The 22,447-nt window shown below is 56.4% G+C and carries 18 protein-coding genes; 14 read left to right on the top strand and 4 right to left on the bottom strand.

What is annotated here, in order from left to right; all coding sequences use genetic code 11:
- Positions 1–15: 15 nt before the first annotated feature.
- Positions 16–1,848, bottom strand: a complete 1,833-nt coding sequence (locus tag AB1287_RS15045; RefSeq protein WP_435618278.1) for a DUF2264 domain-containing protein — start codon at positions 1,846–1,848, stop codon at positions 16–18.
- A gap of 225 nt (positions 1,849–2,073) precedes the next feature.
- On the opposite strand from AB1287_RS15045, the gene AB1287_RS15040 reads away from it, so the two are divergent.
- The gene (locus AB1287_RS15040) at positions 2,074–2,931 is read left to right on the top strand and encodes an AraC family transcriptional regulator (protein WP_312625213.1); all 858 of its coding nucleotides are present in this window, start codon (positions 2,074–2,076) and stop codon (positions 2,929–2,931) included.
- On the opposite strand, the gene mnmC is transcribed toward AB1287_RS15040, so the two are convergent.
- Positions 2,918–4,927 (bottom strand): bifunctional tRNA (5-methylaminomethyl-2-thiouridine)(34)-methyltransferase MnmD/FAD-dependent 5-carboxymethylaminomethyl-2-thiouridine(34) oxidoreductase MnmC, encoded by a 2,010-nt coding sequence (mnmC, locus tag AB1287_RS15035; RefSeq protein ID WP_435618277.1) that lies wholly within the window; start codon positions 4,925–4,927, stop codon positions 2,918–2,920. The genes AB1287_RS15040 and mnmC overlap by 14 nt on opposite strands.
- Before the next feature lie 158 nt (positions 4,928–5,085).
- Between mnmC and fabB the strand changes: the two genes are divergently transcribed.
- Entirely contained in the window at positions 5,086–6,300 is a 1,215-nt protein-coding gene (gene fabB, locus AB1287_RS15030; RefSeq protein ID WP_435618276.1) for a beta-ketoacyl-ACP synthase I, read from the top strand.
- 75 nt (positions 6,301–6,375) lie between these two features.
- On the opposite strand, the gene lysC is transcribed toward fabB, so the two are convergent.
- On the bottom strand, positions 6,376–7,764 hold the full coding sequence (gene lysC / locus AB1287_RS15025; RefSeq protein ID WP_435618275.1) for a lysine-sensitive aspartokinase 3: 1,389 nt from the start codon (positions 7,762–7,764) through the stop codon (positions 6,376–6,378).
- Positions 7,765–8,381: 617 nt separating this feature from the next.
- Between lysC and AB1287_RS15020 the strand changes: the two genes are divergently transcribed.
- Together AB1287_RS15020 and AB1287_RS15015 are read left to right on the top strand one after the other, a co-directional pair.
- Positions 8,382–9,764: a diaminobutyrate--2-oxoglutarate transaminase gene (locus AB1287_RS15020; protein WP_312625291.1), complete on the top strand. Its 1,383-nt coding sequence runs from the start codon at positions 8,382–8,384 to the stop codon at positions 9,762–9,764.
- A 17-nt stretch (positions 9,765–9,781) separates the two neighbouring features.
- A complete protein-coding gene (locus AB1287_RS15015) occupies positions 9,782–11,245 on the top strand; it encodes an aspartate aminotransferase family protein (RefSeq protein WP_435618274.1) in 1,464 nt (487 codons plus the stop codon).
- Positions 11,246–11,309: 64 nt separating this feature from the next.
- On the opposite strand, the gene flk is transcribed toward AB1287_RS15015, so the two are convergent.
- Positions 11,310–12,311: a flagella biosynthesis regulator Flk gene (gene flk, locus AB1287_RS15010; protein WP_435618273.1), complete on the bottom strand. Its 1,002-nt coding sequence runs from the start codon at positions 12,309–12,311 to the stop codon at positions 11,310–11,312.
- Positions 12,312–12,416: 105 nt separating this feature from the next.
- On the opposite strand from flk, the gene pdxB reads away from it, so the two are divergent.
- The 10 genes from pdxB (at position 12,417) to AB1287_RS14960 (ending at position 22,260) form a co-directional block, all read left to right on the top strand.
- The gene (gene pdxB / locus AB1287_RS15005; protein WP_312625221.1) at positions 12,417–13,553 is read left to right on the top strand and encodes a 4-phosphoerythronate dehydrogenase PdxB; all 1,137 of its coding nucleotides are present in this window, start codon (positions 12,417–12,419) and stop codon (positions 13,551–13,553) included.
- Between the two features lie 66 nt (positions 13,554–13,619).
- Positions 13,620–14,633 (top strand): aspartate-semialdehyde dehydrogenase, encoded by a 1,014-nt coding sequence (locus AB1287_RS15000; RefSeq protein WP_435618272.1) that lies wholly within the window; start codon positions 13,620–13,622, stop codon positions 14,631–14,633.
- Entirely contained in the window at positions 14,633–15,445 is an 813-nt protein-coding gene (gene truA / locus AB1287_RS14995) for a tRNA pseudouridine(38-40) synthase TruA (RefSeq protein ID WP_435618271.1), read from the top strand. The genes AB1287_RS15000 and truA overlap by 1 nt, the downstream gene beginning before the upstream one ends.
- 25 nt (positions 15,446–15,470) lie before the next feature.
- Positions 15,471–16,130 (top strand): DedA family protein, encoded by a 660-nt coding sequence (locus AB1287_RS14990; RefSeq protein WP_312625227.1) that lies wholly within the window; start codon positions 15,471–15,473, stop codon positions 16,128–16,130.
- Between the two features lie 176 nt (positions 16,131–16,306).
- Positions 16,307–17,221 (top strand): acetyl-CoA carboxylase, carboxyltransferase subunit beta, encoded by a 915-nt coding sequence (accD, locus tag AB1287_RS14985; RefSeq protein WP_176504257.1) that lies wholly within the window; start codon positions 16,307–16,309, stop codon positions 17,219–17,221.
- Positions 17,222–17,292: 71 nt separating this feature from the next.
- Positions 17,293–18,561, top strand: a complete 1,269-nt coding sequence (folC, locus tag AB1287_RS14980) for a bifunctional tetrahydrofolate synthase/dihydrofolate synthase (RefSeq protein ID WP_435618270.1) — start codon at positions 17,293–17,295, stop codon at positions 18,559–18,561.
- Entirely contained in the window at positions 18,551–19,264 is a 714-nt protein-coding gene (gene dedD / locus AB1287_RS14975) for a cell division protein DedD (protein WP_435618269.1), read from the top strand. Before folC ends, dedD begins: the two co-directional genes overlap by 11 nt.
- A 289-nt stretch (positions 19,265–19,553) precedes the next feature.
- On the top strand, positions 19,554–20,042 hold the full coding sequence (cvpA, locus tag AB1287_RS14970; RefSeq protein WP_312625232.1) for a colicin V production protein: 489 nt from the start codon (positions 19,554–19,556) through the stop codon (positions 20,040–20,042).
- Between the two features lie 33 nt (positions 20,043–20,075).
- Positions 20,076–21,593 carry an amidophosphoribosyltransferase gene (gene purF, locus AB1287_RS14965; protein ID WP_312625233.1) on the top strand — a complete coding sequence of 506 codons (1,518 nt, stop codon included), beginning with the start codon at positions 20,076–20,078 and terminating at the stop codon, positions 21,591–21,593.
- 94 nt (positions 21,594–21,687) lie between these two features.
- Positions 21,688–22,260, top strand: a complete 573-nt coding sequence (locus tag AB1287_RS14960) for a UbiX family flavin prenyltransferase (protein ID WP_312625234.1) — start codon at positions 21,688–21,690, stop codon at positions 22,258–22,260.
- The last annotated feature ends 187 nt before the right edge of the window (positions 22,261–22,447 follow it).

Below are 22,447 nucleotides of genomic sequence, written 5' to 3'. Positions count from 1 at the left end.
TCATTTTCCTCAGCTTCACGGCAGTTCAGTCAGGGAGAAGTGCGTTTCGTACGCCGCCGACGTCAGATGCATAACGCCCTGTTGCAGGCTGGCCTCCGGGCAATTTTCCGGGTCGTAATCCTGCTGATTACCGGCCCAGACGGCGCTTATCAGCAGATGTGTTCCAGGCGTTAATTCGCTCCGCAGCACCGGCACTGCGGCCCTGTCGGCAAACAGAAGATTGCTGTTTGGCGGGGTCAGCACGACATCGCCTTCGCGTTGAACAGCGCTCAGACAATGAATGGCGCTGGTGTCTTTTTCACCATGAAGGGCGCTGATGCCTGTGGTCAGCCGCTGTTCCGGTTGTGGGCGGAAGCAAAGGCTGAAGCCGCCTTCGGCAGTGTCCAGCTCGCGGGCTGTTTGCAGATGGTGAACGCGAATCTGCCACTCACCCAGCGCCGTGAGCCACGTATCGACGGTTACGTCGTGCCAGGGGCGCCAGAGGCTGTAAATTGTGTGACCCGACATGCTGACCTGCTCGCAGTCGCGGCGGCCGCGCCAGTAGTTGTCTTTTTCACTGAGCAGCAGCATTGAATCCGGCGAGGCGTGAGAAAGTCCAAAGCGCCCGCGTTCTACGCTGAAAGCAAAGCGCGTCGAATAGGCAAATTTGCAGTATTTCGCTTCCGTATTGACGAAGTTGTTGCGCTCCCACTGACCGGCGGTCAATAGCCATTCATGGTCGGGCTGGTGGACCAGAATTTGTGCGGCTCCAGGAATCGGATGTGGGGAATGGCGCGGTGGCAGGGCTTCCTCGTCGGCTTGCCAGAAGAGGCTATTTTCGCCTAATGCCAGCACCAGCACCGTTTTCAGCGCCCAGTACGGTGAGCCGGGCGCGTTGTAATCTTCCGCCATGATCAGATTTGGGTAGCTGTAGCCGACGCTCAGCACGCCGTCGCGGTCGAACGGCTGCTGCTGCATCCACCAGCGCAGATGGCGCAGGACCAGGCCTTTCAGAACGCCCGGTGAGTAGCTATCCAGCCCGGCAAAGGCGGCGGCGCTCCAGAACGCGGCCTGGGCAAAGCGATAGGTCAGACTGCGGCCAAACGGAATAGCCGCGCCGTCTTCGGCAAAGAAATGAATGAAATCATTGGCAAATACGGTGGCACGGCTTCGCAAAGTGGCACAGCGCTCCGGGTCCGCATCTTTCATCAGCGTGGCGTAGATCAGGCCGTAGAAGTGAAAACCCATCGAAATGTAGTAGTCACGCGGTCTGTCCGGACCGTCGCTATACCAGCCGTCGCCGAGCCAGTAGCGCTCCATGGCGGCAAAATGGCGCTCGATGGCCTCACGGTTAACCGGCATCCCGGCGTGTTGAAAGCCGAGCTGCACCAGAATCGGGAAAAAATGCCAGTTGTTGTCGGGAATGGTGGCGGTTTCGCTCTGCTTCAGCCACTGCCACAGATGCTGCTTTTCCTGCTCGCTGAAGTGGGCGAGTAGCGGCTTGTGGGCCAGCGCCAGCAGCAAACCGTATGCCGCCATTTCCACGACGCGCTGATCGCTGTGGCCAATCTCGCCCCAGTATTCCACGTGGGCCGGGTTAATACCGTTTTTGATGACCTGAATATAAAGCGACAGCTGCTCAGGCTCCTGACCGCCTGCCAGCAGAGGCGTCACGCCCCACAGCAAGCGCGAGAATGCCTCCATATTGGCAATACGCTGACCGTAATGGGTGGTGAAATTCGCCAGATCCACGCCGCTGTCGCGATTGTTGAAAAAAGGCGTGACGGCATTCAGCATTTCTTTTACCCAGCGGGTGAGGTCGCTGCGGTTTTGTAAGGGATTATCAAAGGTAATCTGTTCAGGTTGCACGAGGTCCTCCCGTTGGGCACGAGATGAATAAAAGTTATTGTTATTCATTTTTTTACCATCGGATGATGGCGGTGAAACCAAGCGTAGCCGCTTTTGTGAACGTCTCCGAGTGAGCCGCCTCACAAAACTGAACCGCTATTTTATTTTTTCTGGATTTTCCCTGAAGGGGGGCAATAAATTGTAAACCGTAGGCTAAAAATTTAATTCTGTTGTCATGGTGGCAAAATGGGCGACTCGCAGTTACTGGAAAGGATCACGCTTGAGCATCAGGCTATCTCTTTTAACCGGATGTGGGGCTCCAGCGCGCTGTACTATCACTGGCACCAGTGCGTGGAATTTCTTTATATTTCTCAGGGCTATGGCATCGTTGTGGTTGATAACCAGCATTATACCGCCCGGCCAGGACGGCTGTTTATCTTCCCGCCGTTTCGCCTGCATAAAGTGCACGTTGATGACGGCGAACGGAATCATTATCACCGTTCTACCATGCACATTGAGCAGTCGGCGGTAGAAAGTACCCTGCAACAGTTTCCCCGTTTTCAGGCGCAGTTTTCTCGCCTTGCCGCCTCCGGTGCGCCCGCTCAGGCTATCGATCTTCACCAACACGCTGACTATATGGAAACCATTCTGACGCGATTTGCGGCGCTTGACTGCCGGGAGCACTATCCGGCGGATGAGGTTGCCTTTCTGGTGATGCAGATAATGTCACTTTTGCCTGAACAATCGGCAGAGAACCGCCCGCAGCAGCAAACGGCGTCGGCACAAATCATGCAGTGGCTGGAGGAGCATTATGGGGAGAAGTTTTCGCTGGAGGCGCTGGCGGGCGATATCGGGCTCTCACGCAGCTACACGTCACGGATTTTCCGCCAGCAGACCGGCGGCAGCATTCATGAATATTTACTGACGCGCCGGCTGAAGCGCAGCTGTGATTTGCTGCGCACCAGTGAGATGAGCGTGGATGCGATTGCGACGAAGGTCGGTTTCCAGGACGTGACCTACTTCATTACCTGCTTTAAGCGCATGATGCATCAGACGCCGTTGCAGTATCGCAAGCAGGCCCGCCTGCGTATCAGCGTGCTTTGACTGCCTCTTTTCCTTTCAGTAGCTTGCGGACCCACAGTCGGTTTGGACTGAGACCAGCGAGCGTGGTCGCATCCAGCGGCAGAGGTTCATTACTCATCTGTGAGGCGAGAACTTCCGCCGCCAGCGGGGCAGAGCACAGCCCGCGGGAGCCCAGTGCGCCGAGCATAAACAGATTTTTGTGAACCGGCGCCGTAGGCGCGTGCTCCACGTCCTGCGCAAGCGTGGCGTAGCTTTCAAGGGTTTGCAGGTAGTCCGGCACGTTGCCGATCATCGGCAGGTGATCGCGGGTGGCGCAGCGCACGCCGCAGCGGGCTTTGCCCTCGCTGATATCGACTTCCTGCGGCCATTGCGCGTGCGGGAAACAGTCGATCAGACGCTGGCGATTGCGCTGCTGATCTTCCTCACTGTAAGCCATTTCCGTCTGTCCGCGATGATAGCTGGCACCGATGCAGTGCTGCTGAGTGCGTGGATTATGCGGCGTCAGATAGCCGTCATAGCACAACACCTGGCGTAACCTGGTCAGCTCAGGCGATGTGGGAATATGGCTGACCTGGCCGCCAACGGCGTACACCGGAAGGTCTGCGGTTTGTGTGAACTGGCCGATCTGATGCCCGTTGGCGAGGACTGCGCTTGCGTGGTGCTGCTTTTTACCGTCGGCGAAGTGCAGCGTCCAGCCGCTTTCCGTTGCTTCGAGATTTTCACAGCGGTGGTTCCAGCGCACGGTCAACCCGTTTTTACAGGCCAGCTCAATGGCTGCTGCCGTCAGCTGCGCCGGGCACAGCCAGCCGCCAAGCGGATACTGAATGCCTGAGCACCCGGTTTCGAGGCCGATGCTGTTCAGGGCGTTTTCTGCGGTGACTTCGGCGGCGATTTCCGCTGGCAGGCCGAGCGTCAGCATCCGGGCAATTTTCTGCGCGCTTTTTTCATCCCAGCCCAGCTGTGTCACGCCGCACCAGTCATGGTCAAACTCAACGGGAAGCGCATCGTACAGGCGGCGGGCGAAGGTAAACGCCGCTGGGAAGAACCTCGCCAGCGCCGGATCGTGAGCGGTTAATAAAGGATAAAGCGCGCCCTGACGGTTGCCGGATGCGCCCTGTGCCGGAATGGCGTCTTCACAATAGAGCGTGACCTGCCAGCCGCGGCGAAGCAGCGCGAGGGAGAGCATAGCGCTGGCAATGCCGCCGCCGATAAGGGCCGTTTCTCTGGTTTCACTGCCTGTACGGGCAAACCATGGCGCCCGGGGCTGTGCTGGCTGCGAGTCGTCACGATATCCGGTAAGCATTTCCCGTTTGCGGCCAAAGCCTTTGCTCTTTTGCATGCAAAAACCGGCATCAATCAGGCCACGGCGCACAAATCCTGCTGAAGTGAACGTCGACAGCGTGCCGCCCGGGCGTGCCAGTTTGGCCATGGCGTTAAACAGCGTCGGTGTCCACATGTCCGGGTTTTTTGATGGCGCGAAGCCGTCGAGGAACCAGGCATCCACCTGCTGATGGTGAGAATCGTCGAGCGTGTCGACCAGTTCGTTGATGTCGCCAAACCACAAATCGAGCGTGATGCGCCCTTCATCGAGCAGTAAGCGGTGGCAGCCGGAGAACGGCAGTGGCCAGAGGGCCTGGAGTTTCCCGGCAAGCTCTGCCAGTTCAGGCCAGTGCTGATGCGCGAGCTTAAGATCGTCCAGGCGCAGCGGGAATTTTTCAAAACTGATGAAATGTAACCTTTGCAGCGTAGCCTCAGGGTACGAGCCGCGAAACGCATTAAAGGCCTGCCAGAGCGTCAGGAAATTCAGTCCGGTACCGAATCCGCTCTCGGCCACCACGAAGTGAGCGCGATCGTGGCTGGCGAAGCGTTCAGGTAACCGGTTACCGCCCAGAAAAACGAATCTTGTCTCTTCCAGACCGTTATCGTTGGAAAAGTAGACATCATCGAAATCTCGGGAAACAGGTGTACCCTCATTGTTAAATTCGAGGTTGGCAGGTTGTATGGCGTTTTGTTTCACGTAAGTTACTCGCAAGGCAAGGCGTGGGGCGATCTTAGCGATGTGTGCCTGGCGGCGCAAATTTATACTTAAATTGTCTGATCGGACTTGTTCAGCGTACAAGTGTACGCTATTGTGCGACTCGACACTTTAATGAGTATGACTTACAGAGGTATTGAATGAAACGTGCAGTGATTACTGGCCTGGGTATCGTTTCCAGCATCGGTAACAACCAGCAGGAAGTCCTGGCATCCCTGCGTGAAGGTCGCTCTGGGATCACTTTCTCTCAAGAATTCAAAGATTCTGGTATGCGTAGCCACATCTGGGGTAACGTCAAACTGGACACCACGGGCCTGATCGACCGTAAAGTGGTTCGTTTCATGAACGATGCCTCTGTGTATGCTTTCCTCTCCATGCAGCAGGCTGTTGAAGACGCTGGCCTGAAAGCAGAAGATTATCAGAACAACCCGCGCGTAGGCCTGATTGCCGGCTCCGGTGGTTCTTCTAAAGCTCAGGTATTCGGCGCTGACGCAATGCGTAGCCCGCGTGGCCTGAAGGCAGTCGGTCCCTATGTTGTGACCAAAGCCATGGGCTCTGCGGTTTCCGCGTGCCTCGCAACGCCGTTTAAAATTCACGGCGTGAACTACTCCATCAGCTCTGCTTGTGCCACTTCCGCACACTGTATCGGTAACGCAGTAGAGCAGATTCAGCTGGGCAAACAGGACATCGTCTTTGCCGGCGGCGGCGAAGAACTGGGTTGGGAAATGGCCTGTGAGTTCGACGCAATGGGCGCACTGTCAACCAAATACAACGAAACGCCGGAAAAAGCGTCCCGTACTTATGATACGAACCGTGACGGTTTCATCATCGCAGGCGGCGGTGGCATGGTCGTGGTTGAAGAACTGGAGCACGCGCTTGCTCGCGGCGCACATATTTATGCAGAAATCGTTGGTTATGGCGCAACGTCCGATGGTGCTGACATGGTTGCTCCATCCGGTGAAGGCGCGGCGCGCTGCATGAAGATGGCGATGCACGGTGTTGATACCCCAATCGACTACCTGAACTCTCACGGCACATCTACGCCGGTAGGCGACGTGAAAGAGCTGGGCGCAATCCGTGAAGTCTTCGGCGACAACAGCCCGGCAATCTCTGCAACCAAAGCCATGACCGGTCACTCTCTGGGTGCTGCAGGCGTGCAGGAAGCTATCTACTCTCTGCTGATGCTGGAACACGGCTTCATTGCCCCAAGCATCAACATTGATGAGATGGACGAGCAGGCCGCTGGCCTGAACATCGTCACCCAGCCGACCGAACGCCAGTTGAACACCGTGATGTCTAACAGCTTCGGCTTCGGTGGCACCAACGCCACGCTGGTCATGCGTAAGCTGAAATAAGACTCAGGTCTGAACATGAAAAAGGAGCCGAATGGCTCCTTTTTTTACGTCTGAATGCAGCGATGCAGGCGACAATCAGGATGCGTAGCGTTGCACCTCTGGTTGTTCGAACAGCTGTCTGTGCAACATCTTCACGGCGCTATCGGCGCTATCACCGGGAAGCAGAACGCTGAGATTGTTCTCCCCTGCACCATGGCAAATCATGCGTACTGCGTAGCCTTCCAGCGGGGTAAACACGTCCCGACAGATGCTTTCGGACTGCGAAAGCTGATGGCCGACCAGCGTCATCAGCGCCAGCCCGCTTTCTATTTCCAGCTGGCAATGCGCCGCGAGCTTGGTCTGTAAGGATTCGAGCAGCATGCTGTCATCGCCGGAGGTTGCGCAGGTAGCGTCGAGAATCCAGGCTATGCCGCTTTCCGAAGTGCTCACCAGCTCCGCCTGCAGGTTATGCTCGGCCAGCAGAGAAAAAATACGGGCGTTGAAATCTACCGCAGGCTGCGCGTGCGGACGGCGGCATTTCACCAGCGTTTGCTTGCGGCGGACGGCAAGCGCCCGGTAGCCTGAAGGATTGTCTGTTTCGCGACAGACCAGCGTGCCGCCTGCGTCAGGGTTTTTACTCGATCCTACAAACACCGGGATATTTTTACGCATGGCGGGCATCAGCGTTGCCGGATGCAGCACCTTCGCACCGTAGGCCGCCATGTCGCTGGCTTCACTGAACGAAAGCTGCCCGATGCGCTGCGCCTGGGGCACGATGCGTGGGTCGGTGGTGTAGATCCCGGCAACGTCCGTCCAGATATCCACCCGGCGTGCGTTCAGCGCTTCACCAATCAGAGAGGCGGTGTAATCGCTGCCGCCGCGGCCAAGCGTGGTGGTATGCCCTTCAGCATCACTCCCGATAAAGCCCTGGGTGACGACAATGGCCGTTTCCAGATGAGGCAGCAGCCGGGTTTGTACCTGCTGCGCAATCATCGCCACGTCCGGTTCCGCGCAGCCAAAATTCGCGTCGGTGCGAATCACTTCCCGCGCGTCCAGCCATAGAGCATTCGCTTCGCGTTCGCGCAAAATCGCCGTGAACAGCTGGCTGGAGAGAAGTTCCCCATGGCTGACAAGCTCATCGCTCAGAGAAGGCGAAGCCGTCACAGCAGCCCGTTCAGCAAGAGCTGAGATGTTGCCAAGCAGCGCATCAACCGAGAGACGGACTGCGTCAGGTTTTTTCAGCGAGGAGAGGATGCCGTACGTGAGCGTACGAAGCGTCTCGATTTTGTCGATGCGATCCTGGGCCGTAAGCCCTTCGGAAAGCGAGACCAGAAGGTTGGTTACGCCTGAGGAGGCGGACAAAACGACTACACGGACTTGTTGATCGGCGAGGACGATACTGGCGCTGCGGTTCATTGCGTCAAAATCAGCAACGCTCGTGCCGCCAAATTTGGCCACGACAAAAGGGGAATAAATGCGTGTCATAACAATCTCATATCAGGGCGCCATCATGGATGGCAGAAAATTTCATTCTTGGCATAAGGGAAGCGTGCTTCGCCTTACGAGTGCTCCGCCCGCGGAGAACTCTGGTGACAACCCAGGAAATCTTCCTGTTGTCGATAACGTGTTTCGCCCGTCACACGTTACCGGTGTTTGCGCATTAATTTTTTATTACAACAACTGGATTATTAAAGCCGGGGGATAGTAAGTGATTTATTCCCGCGATGCGATATTTTTATGCCGTTCTAAGATAAATGATTCTTAAACAAAATTTCCTGTTGATAAGTTGTTACAAGTTTAAAGGTAAAAATCCGTAAATAGTTTATGAATCCGCAACTGGCGTGTGGTTTCTGTTTGCCTTCCTTTATAGAGATCCTATTCGCTTAATTAACGGCAGCTTTGTCGCCATTTTTAAACTTTGTCATTTAAGTTTCATCTTTTTGTTTTTGATTTATAAGGGAAAATTTTGTTTTGTAACTATGGGAAATTAATGATTGAGTCCGTTGTCAAAAGGGCATATATTAGCCGCGCCTTTTTTAGGCCAATCCCTTAACTATTATTCAATCCGGCGTCAGGTTAGCCGCGGTTGTAGGAGTGATATGATGACGGATAAAGTCCGTATTGATACTTTAAGTGCTTATTCATTACCGCAGAGCAATGATACCTATTTAACAAGACAGGCTGAGTTTGAGTCTAATGTCAGGAGCTATCCGCGTAAGCTGCCATTGGCGATTGCCAAAGCGCTGGGCGTCTGGATTACTGATGTAGAAAATAATCAATACCTTGACTGCCTTGCAGGTGCCGGAACGCTGGCCCTGGGTCACAATCATCCCGATGTGATTCAAAGCATTCAACGTGTCATCACAAGTGGCTTGCCGTTACATACGCTCGATCTGACTACGCCATTAAAAGACGAGTTTTCCGCTTATCTGCTCTCCCTTTTACCGGGCCAGGGCCGCGAATATTGCCTGCAGTTCACCGGCCCATCCGGTGCCGATGCGGTAGAAGCGGCGCTGAAGCTGGCGAAAAAAGTGACCGGTCGCTCCGGCATTATCAGCTTCTCCGGTGGCTACCACGGCATGACTCACGGCGCACTCTCTGTGACAGGCAACCTGTCGCCGAAAGAAGCCGTCAGCAACATGATGCCGGAAGTACAGTTCCTGCCGTATCCGCATGAGTACCGCTGCCCGCTGGGCATTGGCGGCGAGGCGGGCGTGAAAGCGCTGACTTACTATTTCGATAACCTGATTAACGACGTTGAAAGCGGCGTGCGTAAGCCTGCGGCGGTGATCCTTGAAGCCGTTCAGGGCGAAGGCGGCGTTAACCCGGCTCCGGCGGAGTGGCTGCAGCGCATCCGTAAAGTGACTCAGGAACACGGCATTCTGCTGATTATCGATGAAGTGCAGGCGGGCTTTGCGCGTACCGGTAAGCTGTTCGCTTTCGAACACGCTGGCATTGAGCCAGACATCATCGTGATGTCAAAAGCCGTCGGCGGTGGCCTGCCGCTGGCCGTACTGGGCATCAAGAAACAGTTTGACGCCTGGTCTCCGGGCCACCACACCGGCACCTTCCGCGGTAACCAGCTGGCGATGGCCACTGGCCTCACCACGCTGAAAATCCTCAAGGAAGAAGGCATTGCTGAACAGGTTGCCGCGAAAGGCGAGTGGCTGAAAGGTAAGCTGAAAGAGCTGCAAAAACGCTATCCGGTGATTGGCCACGTGCGCGGTCTGGGCCTGATGATCGGCATTGAGATCGTTAAGCCAAACGAAGCACAGGATCACATGGGCTGCTACCCGGCGGACGGTGAGCTTTCTGCGCTGCTGCAGAAAAAATGCTTCGAAGGCGGGCTGATCCTTGAGCGCGGCGGCCGAAACGGCTGCGTGCTGCGTCTGCTGCCATCGCTGCTCATCACTCGCGAAGAGCTGGAAATCTTCCTCGATAAATTTGAAAACGCCATGCTCAATGCTGGCGTGAAGCCGGTTTGACAGGAGTCGGAACGCCAATGTCAGAAGTGAACCCAATTCTGTCCGGGTCGGCGCAGAGCGTTGCCGCCTATCAGGAAGCGATCGAGCAGAGCACCCGGGCCGTTGTTGAATGGCTGAAGCAGCCTGAGATGTACCAGGGCAAAACCGTGGAGCAGCTGCGCGAGCGTATTCAGCTGGCGTTTACGTCGGAGGGCCTGGGCAACCAGGCCGCCATCGAGCGCGCCGTAGAGTATTTCCTGAAAGACAGCCTGTCGGTGCATCATCCGCAGTGCGTGGCGCATCTGCACTGCCCGAGCCTGGTGATAAGCCAGGCCGCGGAAGTGCTGATCAACGCCACCAACCAGAGCATGGACTCCTGGGACCAGAGCCCGTCGGCAACCATTATTGAGGTTAAACTCATTGAATGGCTGCGAGATCGGGTAGGGTATGCGGCAGGCGACGCGGGTGTGTTCACCAGCGGCGGCACGCAAAGCAACCTGATGGGGCTGATGCTGGCGCGTGACGCCTTCTTTGCCCGTCAGGGTCACTCCGTTCAGCAGCATGGCCTGATGGGGAACCTCAGCAAGCTGAAGGTGTTCTGCTCCAAAGAAGCTCACTTCTCAGTGCAGAAGAATATGGCGCTGATGGGGCTGGGCTACCAGTCTGTGACGCTGGTGGAAACCGATGCTTTCTCGCGCATGGACGTTACCGACCTGAAAGCCAAACTGGCGCAGGCGAAAGCGAACGGCGAACAGGTGATGGCGATTGTGGCTACCGCCGGCACCACCGACGCCGGTGCCATCGATCCGTTAACGGAAATTGCTGCGCTGGCCAGTGAAGAAAACATCTGGATGCACGTGGATGCGGCATGGGGTGGAGCACTGCTGCTGTCTGAGCACTATCGTCACTATCTGAACGGTCTGGAGCTGGCGGATTCGGTTACGCTCGACTTCCACAAGCAGTTCTTCCAGACCATCAGCTGCGGCGCCTTCCTGCTGAAAGACGCCCGCCACTACGAGCTGATGCGCTATCAGGCGGCTTACCTGAACTCTGATTTTGACGAAGAGCACGGCGTGCCGAATCTGGTGTCGAAATCCCTGCAAACCACGCGCCGCTTTGATGCCCTGAAGCTGTGGATGGGCCTTGAAGCGTTGGGTAAAAAGCAGTACGCCGCCATCATTGATAACGGCGTGACGCTGGCGCAGCAGGTTGCGGAATATGTGCAGGCACAGCCTGAGCTGGAACTGGTGATGACGCCGCAGCTGGCAAGCGTGCTGTTCCGCTTCCGCCCTGAGCAGCAGGATCCGGCTTTTGTCGCACTGCTGAACCAGCGTATCGGGGACGTGCTGCTGGCCTCCGGGAGCGCTAACGTGGGCGTGACGGAAGCGAACGGCATAACCTGCCTGAAGATGACGCTGCTGAACCCGACCGTTTGCCTCGACGACGTCAAGGTATTGCTGGCAAGCGTAAAAGAGACGGCGCAGAAACTCCTTACTGCCTGATTCATCCCGGCGGTATCAACGCCAGCCTCAGGTCATTGACCGGGCTGGCGTTTTTTTATGCCTGCTAAATGACTATCCACAGCAGAATCACCACCACGATTGCCGCGATAAGCATCAGGCCCGGGCGGGCAGACATCGCTTTTATCTGTTCGATAAACGGCGTGAACGGGTTATAAATCGGCTGAACATAGCGGGTGTCCAGCGTCTCCTGAGAGCGCTCAACGCGCCGCAGGAAGATCTGATTAAGCAAATCCTGGACCTGGGCTTGCGTCAGTACGGTGAGCGGTGCCGCCTGCCACGTCTGCTGAGCATAATCGCGCAGGGTGTTAAATTCCTGCGCGTCCAGCGGCTGCTTTAATGCTGCCTGAAGGCTGGTAAGCGTGGGAGCTGGCTGCTCGCTCAGCGTTTGACGCGCCTGTAGCCAGGTCATTAGCTGATTAAAATGCCTGGCGGGGATCAGCTCACCGGTTTTGACGCCGGAAAGTTCCAGCATCGACTGCCAGATGAGCTTACTGGATTCGCCCGTGGCGGCGGCCACTTTGGTGACCATCTGATTGAGCGTGTTGTGTTCGGCGGGCTGAAGCGGCCGGTCCGTTGCCGGACGCTGCTGCGGCTGCGGAATGGTCAACTGGTTGGTTTGCAGCAATTGCAAAACCGTTTTGAGCTGATCGGGCGTCAGCTGGCTCAGGGCAGTCTGACCAAACTGCTGACGGATAAAATCACTCACCGCCTGGCGATTGTTGCCCTGGCTCAGCAGCTCGGTGAGCTGGGCCACGACCTGACGCACTTCGTGAGTTTGCTGGGCGCTGGCGAGGCGCTGGTTGAGGTTCTGCTCCGCCGCCGGGAAGTGCCTTGAGAGCAGCTGCGCATCGTTTTTCAGACCTAAATCGTGCTTCATGCCGGCCCACACCCCGGCGCTTTGCTGCGAGGTCAGCGCGATAAGCCGCGTGATCAGACGTTCCAGCACCGTGCGCTGCTGCGTGGAGAGCGGCTGGTCGCCGAGCTTGCTGGTGGGTGGTGCTTCCCCCGGAGGGCGGGCGGGCAGACCTGAAATGGGTTGCGTCATGATAAATCCTGCATGTCCGTCGGTGTTCTCAAGGCTCAGTGTTACTGGCGGCAAGATTATGGCACACTTCCCCGGTTAACTCTCGTTTCAGACAGGTACAGTACCGTGAAAATCCTTGTTGATGAAAATATGCCCTATGCCCGCGAGCTTTTTAGCCGTTTGGGCGACGTAAAGGCGGTTCCGGGCCGTCCGATTCCTCAGCATGAGCTGGATGACGCTGATGCCCTGATGGTGCGTTCGGTTACCAAAGTGAATGAATCGCTGCTGGCAGGGAAAGGGATAAAGTTTGTCGGCACCGCAACGGCGGGTACCGATCATGTCGATGAGAAGTGGCTGGCGCAGGCCGGGATCGGCTTTTCCGCAGCGCCCGGCTGCAACGCCATTGCCGTAGTGGAATACGTCTTTTCCGCGCTGCTGATGCTGGCCGAGCGCGACGGCTTTGCCCTGAAAGATCGTACCGTGGGCATCGTGGGCGTAGGTAACGTCGGCGGTCGTTTGCAAAAACGTCTTGAAGCGCTGGGTATCCGCACCCTGCTTTGCGATCCTCCTCGCGCTGATAAAGGCGACGAAGGTGATTTCAGAAGCCTCGACGAGCTGGTCCAGCAGGCCGACGTCCTTACATTCCACACGCCGCTGTTTAAAGAGGGGCCTTATCAATCGCTGCATCTGGCGGACGAGGCGCTGATTTCGCGCCTGAAGCCGGGCTGCATATTAATTAACGCCTGCCGTGGACCGGTGGTGGATAACGCCGCGCTGCTGAAATGCCTCAAGGCCGGGCAGAAGTTGAGCGTGGTGCTCGACGTCTGGGAGCCGGAGCCGGATCTTAATACTGAGCTGCTTTCTCTCGTCGACATTGGTACTGCGCACATCGCTGGCTACACCCTCGAAGGGAAAGCGCGTGGCACTACGCAGGTGTTTGAGGCGTACAGCGAATTTATCGGCAAGCGCCACCAGATTGCGCTTGAAACGCTGCTGCCAGCCCCGGAATTTGGTCGCATCACGCTGCACGGTGACCTCGATCAGGCGACGCTAAAAAGGCTGGTGCATTTGGTGTATGATGTGCGCCGCGATGATGCGCCGCTGCGGAAGGTGGCGGGGATCCCGGGCGAGTTTGACAAGCTGCGCAAAAATTACCTTGAGCGCCGCGAGTGGTCCTCTTTGCATGTCCTGTGCGATGACGCAAAGAGCGCCGAACTGCTGAAAAATTTGGGCTTCAACGCCGTTCATCACGCCGCGCGTTAATGTCTTCTTAATACGCCCTGCCAGATACTCTGGCGGGGCGGCTATTTTATTTTGGAGTAAACCACCATGTCTGAAGGCTGGAATATTGCCGTACTGGGCGCAACGGGCGCCGTAGGTGAAGCCTTGCTTGAAACTCTTGCAGAGCGTCAGTTCCCGGTGGGCGAGATTTATGGCCTGGCGCGCAGCGAGAGCGCGGGCGAGGCGCTGCGCTACGAAGGCAAAACCCTTCGCGTGCAGGATGTTGCCGGATTCGACTGGACTCAGGTTCAGCTGGCGTTCTTTGCCGCGGGCGTTGAAGCGTCTGCTGCCTGGGCCGAAGAAGCTGCGAATGCGGGCTGCCTGGTGATTGATTTAAGTGGCCTGTTCGCTCTTGAGCCAGACGTGCCGCTGGTCGTGCCGGACGTGAACCCGTTCGTGCTGGCGGATTACCGCAACCGCAATATTGTTGCGGTGCCGGACAGCCTGACCAGCCAGCTGCTGACTGCACTGAAACCGCTGATCGACGAAGGCGGTCTGTCGCGTATTTCCGTGACCAGCCTGATGTCGGCTTCCGCGCAGGGTAAAAAAGCGGTGGATGCGCTGGCAGGGCAGAGCGCCAAGCTGCTGAACGGCATTCCGATTGATGAAGACGATTTCTTCGGTCGTCAGCTGGCGTTCAATATGCTGCCGCTGCTGGTGGATCGCGAAGGTAGCGTCACCGAAGAGCGCCGGATTGTCGATCAGGCACGCAAGATTTTGCAGGATGAAGGCCTGATGATTTCCGCCAGCTGTGTGCGTGCGCCAGTGTTCTACGGTCACGCGCAGATGGTTAACTTTGAAGCGATGCGTCCGTTAGCGGCAGAAGAAGCGCGTGATGCGTTCGAGCGCCAGGAAGATATTGCCCTGTCGGAAGCCACTGACTTCCCGACTCAGGTGGCCGATGCCTCCGGCTCTGCTCATCTCTCGATTGGCTGCGTGCGCAACGATTACGGCATGCCGGAGCAAATCCAGTTCTGGTCGGTGGCCGATAACGTTCGCTTCGGCGGCGCGCTGATGGCAGTGAAGATCGCCGAGAAACTGGTTCAGGAGTACATGTACTGATGTCTGAAGTGGAATCGCTGCCACGGTTTAAAATCGCGCTCGGTATCGAGTACGACGGCAGCAAATACTACGGCTGGCAGCGTCAGAATGAAGTGCGCAGCGTGCAGGAGAGGCTTGAAAAAGCGCTCTCCAAAGTGGCGAACGAACCCATCAACGTACTCTGTGCGGGGCGCACCGACGCCGGTGTCCATGGTACGGGGCAGGTGGTGCACTTTGAAACTCACGCTGAACGCAAAGATGTCGCATGGACGCTTGGAGTCAATGCCAATTTACCCGACGATATTGCCGTGCGTTGGGTTAAAGCCGTGCCGGATGATTTCCACGCCCGCTTCAGCGCGACCGCGCGCCGTTATCGCTACATCATCTACAATCAGCGGCTGCGTCCGGCGATTTTGGGCCAGGGCGTGACGCACTACTATCATCCTCTGGATGCCGAAAAGATGCAGCGTGCGGCCCAGAGCCTGCTCGGCGAGAATGACTTTACCTCGTTTCGCGCGGTGCAGTGCCAGTCGCGCACGCCATGGCGAAACGTGATGCACATTAACGTTGAGCGTTACGGTGCTTATGTGGTGGTGGATATTAAGGCCAATGCCTTTGTACATCATATGGTGCGGAACATTGTGGGCAGCCTGATGGAAGTGGGTGCCGGAAACCAGCCGGAGAGCTGGATTGCAGAGTTGCTGGCAGCGAAGGACAGAACGCTGGCGGCAGCGACGGCGAAAGCGGAGGGGTTATATCTCGTTGCGGTGGATTATCCGGAACGTTTCGACCTGCCAAAACCGCCAATGGGCCCGCTGTTTTTAGCGGACTAATGCAGTCACTTAAGGTTAAGCAACTATGGATCTGATTCGCTTTCTGATTGATTTTATTTTGCATATTGATGTGCATCTCGCCGAACTGGTCGCTCAGTACGGCGTTTGGGTTTATGCCATTCTGTTCCTGATCCTGTTCTGTGAAACGGGGCTGGTGGTGACGCCGTTCCTGCCGGGCGATTCGCTGCTGTTCATTGCCGGGGCGCTGTCCGCGCTGCCGACTAACGATCTGAACGTGCATCTGATGGTTGTGCTGATGGTCATTGCGGCGATTGTCGGTGATGCGGTGAATTACACCATCGGACGACTGTTCGGTGAAAAGCTCTTCAGCAACCCGAACTCAAAAATCTTCCGTCGCAGCTATCTGGATAAAACGCATCAGTTTTATGAGAAACACGGCGGCAAGACCATCATTCTTGCTCGTTTCGTGCCGATCGTTCGTACTTTCGCGCCGTTTGTGGCGGGAATGGGGCATATGTCCTATCGTCACTTTGCGACTTATAACGTGATTGGTGCGCTGCTGTGGGTGCTGCTGTTTACCTATGCGGGCTACCTGTTCGGTGACCTGCCAATTGTGCAGGAAAACCTGAAGCTGCTGATCGTGGCTATCATCGTGCTGTCGGTTCTGCCGGGGGTTATCGAGATTATCCGACACAAGCGCGCCGCAGCGAAGCAGGCAAAATAAACAACGGGCCCTGAAAGGCGGGGAAGTGGCAGCGGTTCGACCACTTTTTTATCCCATGTTCAGGGCTCTTATGTTTTAATGTGCAACATTTCATGGTCTGTAAGCCCTAAAAATGGCATTATTCGCCGCTTACAGCAAAAACTGGCATCGGCCAGGTTCAGGCAGAAAGGTTATCAATGAGCTGGATTGAACGAATTAAAAGCAACATAGCCCCCACCCGCAAGGCGAGTATCCCGGAAGGGGTATGGACCAAATGTGACAGCTGCGGACAGGTTCTGTACCGCGCCGAGCTGGAGCGTAACCTGGAGGTTTGCCCGAAGTGCGATCACCACATGCGAATGTCAGCGCGTAATCGCCTGCATAGCCTGATGGATGAAGGCACGCTCGTGGAGCTGGGTAGCGAGCTTGAGCCGAAAGATTTGCTTAAGTTCCGTGACTCCAAGAAATACAAAGATCGTCTGGCCTCTGCCCAGAAAGAAACCGGCGAGAAAGACGCGCTGGTGGTAATGAAAGGCACGCTGTTTGGCATGCCGGTCGTTGGCGCGGCATTTGAGTTCTCCTTTATGGGCGGCTCAATGGGTTCCGTTGTGGGTGCTCGTTTCGTCCGTGCGGTGGAATATGCGCTGGAAAACAACTGCCCGATGGTCTGCTTCTCCGCTTCCGGCGGTGCTCGTATGCAGGAAGCCCTGATGTCGCTGATGCAGATGGCGAAAACCTCTGCGGCGCTGGCGAAAATGCAGGACCGCGGTCTGCCGTACATTTCCGTTCTGACCGACCCGACCATGGGCGGCGTTTCAGCAAGTTTTGCGATGCTTGGCGATTTGAACATCGCTGAACCGAAAGCGCTGATCGGCTTTGCCGGCCCACGCGTAATCGAACAGACCGTACGTGAAAAACTGCCGCCGGGCTTCCAGCGCAGTGAATTCCTGATCGAGAAAGGCGCGATCGACATGATCGTTCGTCGTCCGGAAATGCGCTTTAAGCTTGCCAGCATTCTGGCGAAGCTGATGAATCTCCCGGCACCGAACCCGGATGCGCCGCGCGAAGCCGTGGTGGTACCGCCGGTACCGGATCAGGAACCAGAGGCCTGATAATGCAAAAGGGCAGGGCCAGACGGCGCTGCCCTTTTTGCTTGTGTTCACCGTTAACTATCGCGGGCATCATGGAAAAAGAACTGACTCCTCTCGCCACGTCGCCCCTCGCTACGTGGCTTTCTTATCTGGAACATCTGCACAGTAAAACTATCGATTTAGGGCTCGCTCGCGTGAGCGAAGTCGCAGCCCGAATGAACGTGCAGAAACCGGCCCCCTTTGTGTTTACCGTGGCGGGCACCAACGGCAAGGGCACGACCTGCCGTACGATTGAATCAGTGCTGACGGCAGCGGGCCTGAAAGTTGGCGTTTACAGCTCTCCGCATCTGGTGCGCTACACCGAGCGTGTGCGCGTGCAAGGGGGTGAACTGGCTGAGTCGGCACACACTGCATCCTTTGCTGAAATCGAAAAGGCACGCGGTGATATCTCCCTGACCTACTTTGAGTTCGGCACGCTCTCGGCGCTGTGGCTGTTTAAGCAAGCGCAGCTGGATGTGGTTATCCTTGAAGTTGGGCTCGGCGGACGCCTGGATGCCACGAATATTGTTGATGCCGATGTGGCCGTGGTGACGAGCATTGCGCTCGATCATACCGACTGGCTTGGGCCCGATCGCGAAAGCATTGGTCGTGAAAAAGCGGGCGTGTTCCGTGGTGGCAAGTCTGCGGTTGTCGGCGAACCCGATATGCCGCAAACCATTGCTGATGTGGCGCAGGAGAAGGGTGCTGTGCTGCTGCGTCGTGGTGTTAACTGGGACTATGACGTACAGAGCAACGGTTGGGCATTCCGAGACGCACAGGGCACGCTAAACGATTTGCCTCTGCCTCTGGTGCCACAGCCCAATGCCGCAACGGCGCTGGCGGCGCTACGCGCGAGCGGGCTCGATGTGAGCGAGCAGGCGATCCGGGAAGGTATCAGGAATGCGATGCTGCCGGGGCGTTTCCAGATTGTGAGTGAATCTCCGCGGGTGATTCTGGACGTGGCGCATAATCCGCATGCGGCGGCTTATCTCGCCGAACGTCTCAAAATGCAGCCTGCCGCCGGGCGCACGCTGGCGGTCATTGGTATGCTTCATGATAAGGACATCGCCGGAACGCTGGCATGTCTGTCTGACGTGGTGGACGGCTGGTATTGCGCGCCGCTGGAAGGGCCGCGCGGCGCCACGGCGGAACAGCTTGTGGAACATTTGCGGGATGGCGCAGTCTATGCCACTGTAGCGCAGGCGTGGCATGCCGCGATGGCGGATGCACGTCCGCAAGATACGGTGCTGGTGTGTGGTTCATTCCATACGGTAGCCCATGTAATGGATGAGATGGACGCGGGGAGAGCCGGTGGCGAGTAAGTTTCAGAATCGTTTAGTCGGAACCATTGCGCTGGTGGCGCTGGGCGTTATTGTGCTTCCGGGTCTGCTGGATGGTCAGAAAAAGCATTATCAGGATGAGTTCGCGGCGATTCCGCTGGTGCCAAAGCCTGGAGACAAAGACGAGCCGGATATGCTGCCCGCCGTGACGCAGGCGCTGCCTTCTCAGCCACCGGAAGGGGCGGCGGAAGAAGTTAGGGCCGGTGATGCGGCGGCACCGTCGCTGGATGCGTCGCGCTATGCGGCCAATAACAGCGGTAATGAGATGGACGAGACCGCACAGCCCGTGCCGCAGCCGAAGCCAAAACCGGTGGCGCCAAAGCTGCAGGTGCAATCGCCACCAAAACCTCAGCGTGATAATACCAGCCAGCAGCTTGCCGCTGCCGCAGAGGCTCCGCCGGCGCCACAGAAATCTGTCGCAGCGGATAAACCAGCACCAACGGGCAAAGCTTATGTTGTGCAGTTGGGGGCGTTGAAAAATGCCGATAAAGTAAACGAAATCGTCGGCAAGCTGCGCGGGGCGGGCTATCGCGTGTTTACCGCGCCGTCCACGCCGGTACAGGGTAAAATTACCCGAATTCTGGTTGGGCCGGATGCGTCGAAAGATAAGATGAAAGGCTCGCTTGGCGAACTGAATCAGCTTTCCGGGCTGAACGGCGTGGTGATGGGGTACAGCCCGAACTGAGGTTGAATTGCCGGATGGCGCTAAAGCTTGTCCGGCCGACAAAAACGGGCTGAACCATAGGTCGGGCAAACGTAGTTCCGCCCGGCAAAAGTGAAAGCAGGAGACATCATCGGCAGCCGTCGATGGGAGTGAATTAGCCCTTATAAGGCTAAAAACTCAGGTGGCGTTGAACGTTTTTTCAGCGCCATTTTTATTTGGGCGGGGAAAGGAAATCCCTACGCAAACGTTTTCTTTTTCTGTTAGAATGCGCCCCGAACTGGACGACAGGGCGTAAAATCGTGGGACGACTATGGTCTGGATTGATTACGCCATTATTGCGGTGATTGGTTTTTCCTGTCTGGTAAGCCTTATCCGCGGCTTTGTTCGTGAAGCATTGTCACTGGTAACCTGGGGTTGTGCTTTCTTTGTTGCCAGTCATTACTACACTTACCTGTCTGTCTGGTTTACGGGCTTTGAAGACGAACTGGTTCGAAACGGGATTGCTATCGCGGTACTGTTTATCGCGACGCTTATCGTCGGCGCTATCGTTAACTACGTTATCGGTACGCTGGTTGAAAAGACGGGCCTGTCGGGAACCGACAGGGTGCTTGGGATCTGTTTTGGTGCGCTGCGTGGAGTGCTTATCGTTGCCGCCATTCTGTTCTTCCTCGACACCTTTACCGGCTTTTCAAAAAGCGATGACTGGCAAAAGTCACAGCTGATCCCGCAGTTCAGCGTCGTCATCAGAATGTTCTTTGACTATCTGCAAAGCTCGTCGAGTTTCTTGCCCAAAGCATAAGCTTTGGGGAGTTCTGAACGAGGAAAATGACGTATGTGCGGTATTGTCGGTATCGCCGGTGTTATGCCGGTAAACCAGTCGATTTATGACGCGTTAACGGTGCTTCAGCACCGTGGGCAGGATGCCGCGGGCATCATCACCATTGATGCAAACAACTGCTTCCGTTTGCGTAAAGCCAACGGCCTGGTGAGCGATGTGTTTGGCGCCGTGCATATGCAGCGCCTGCAGGGCAATATGGGGATCGGTCACGTCCGCTACCCCACTGCAGGCAGCTCCAGCGCTTCCGAGGCGCAGCCTTTCTACGTTAACTCGCCTTACGGCATCACGCTTGCGCACAACGGCAATCTGACCAACGCCCACGAGCTGCGCAAGAAGCTGTTTGAAGAGAAGCGCCGCCATATCAACACCACCTCCGATTCTGAAATTCTGCTCAATGTTTTCGCCAGCGAGCTGGATAACTTCCGCCATTATCCACTGGAAGCCGATAACATTTTTGCGGCAATTGCCGCCACCAACCGCTTGATCCGCGGCGCTTATGCCTGCGTGGCGATGATCATCGGTCATGGCATGGTTGCCTTCCGCGACCCGAACGGGATTCGCCCGCTGGTGCTCGGTAAACGCGACATCGGCGATGGACGCATCGAATATATGGTGGCGTCTGAGAGCGTCGCGCTTGATACCCTTGGTTTCGAATTCCTGCGCGACGTCGCGCCGGGCGAAGCGATTTACATCACCGAAAAAGGGCAACTGTTTACTCGCCAGTGCGCTGATAACCCGGTGAGCAATCCATGCCTGTTCGAGTACGTTTACTTTGCACGCCCGGACTCGTTCATTGACAAAATTTCGGTCTACAGCGCACGCGTGAATATGGGGACCAAACTCGGTGAGAAGATCGCGCGTGAATGGGAAGATCTGGACATCGACGTGGTGATCCCTATCCCGGAAACGTCCTGCGATATCGCGCTGGAGATCGCCCGTATCCTGAACAAGCCGTACCGCCAGGGGTTTGTGAAGAACCGCTACGTGGGCCGCACGTTCATCATGCCAGGCCAGCAGCTGCGCCGTAAGTCCGTGCGTCGTAAGCTGAACGCTAACCGCGCTGAGTTCCGCGATAAAAACGTGCTGCTGGTGGATGACTCCATCGTGCGTGGTACCACTTCTGAGCAAATCATTGAGATGGCTCGCGAAGCCGGGGCGAAGAGAGTTTATCTGGCTTCCGCCGCGCCGGAAATTCGCTTCCCGAATGTCTACGGCATCGATATGCCAAGCGCCACGGAGCTGATTGCCCACGGTCGCGAAGTGGATGAAATCCGCCAGATCATCGGTGCGGATGGTCTGATTTTCCAGGATCTGAACGACTTGATCGACGCGGTGCGCGCCGAGAATCCGGACGTTCAGCAGTTTGAATGCTCGGTATTCAATGGCGTTTACGTGACCAAAGATGTGGATCAGCAGTATCTCGACTATCTCGATACGCTGCGTAACGACGATTCGAAGGCGCTCCAGCGTCAGAATGAAGTGGAAAACCTGGAGATGCACAACGAAGGTTAATCCCGACTACGCCCTCTTGCAGGAGGGCGTCTTTCCTTGCAACTCGCCGTAATTTACGGCACAGTCAGCCCCAGTATGAAGACAGGGCGCAATCATGAAACGACTCATTGTTGGAATTTCCGGTGCCAGCGGCGCGATTTACGGCGTTCGGCTGCTGCAGGTGCTGCGTGATGTCGCAGAGGTGGAAACCCATCTGATCATGAGCCAGGCCGCCCGCCAGACGCTCTCTCTGGAAACGCCTTTCAGCCTGCGTGAAGTTCAGGCGCTGGCAGATGTCGTGCATGACGCGCGCGATATTGCCGCCAGCATTTCCTCCGGTTCCTTCAAAACTGCCGGAATGGTGATCCTTCCGTGCTCAATCAAAACCCTGTCCGGCATTGTTCATAGCTACACTGATGGCTTACTGACGCGAGCCGCTGATGTAGTGCTGAAAGAGCGCCGTCCGCTGGTGCTGTGCGTGCGGGAAACGCCGCTGCACCTTGGGCATTTACGCCTGATGACTCAGGCTGCAGAGATAGGGGCCGTGATCATGCCGCCGGTTCCGGCGTTTTATCATCAGCCACAGACTCTGGATGACGTGATTAATCAGACTGTTAACCGCGTGCTGGATCAATTTGATATCACCCTGCCGCAGGAGCTGTTCACCCGCTGGCAAGGGGCGCAATAAGCGCACTAAGATAGTGCATCTTTTTGGTGCATGCGTTGCCGTCGGGCGATTTTGTAATCCCGATCAAATCCTCAACATTTAATCCCCTTTTTCACCGTTTAGCGCTGCGGTTTATTTGCCATTGCTGTTATCTTTCATTTCTAAGACAACTCCGCAACTATCTCATTAACACATTTAACGCTGTTTT

It is taken from the genome of Scandinavium sp. UTDF21-P1B (assembly GCF_040750395.1).
Lineage (GTDB): Bacteria > Pseudomonadota > Gammaproteobacteria > Enterobacterales > Enterobacteriaceae > Scandinavium.
The sequence above is the reverse complement of the archived record's forward strand: the minus strand, read 5'-3'. Positions and strand labels throughout refer to the sequence as shown.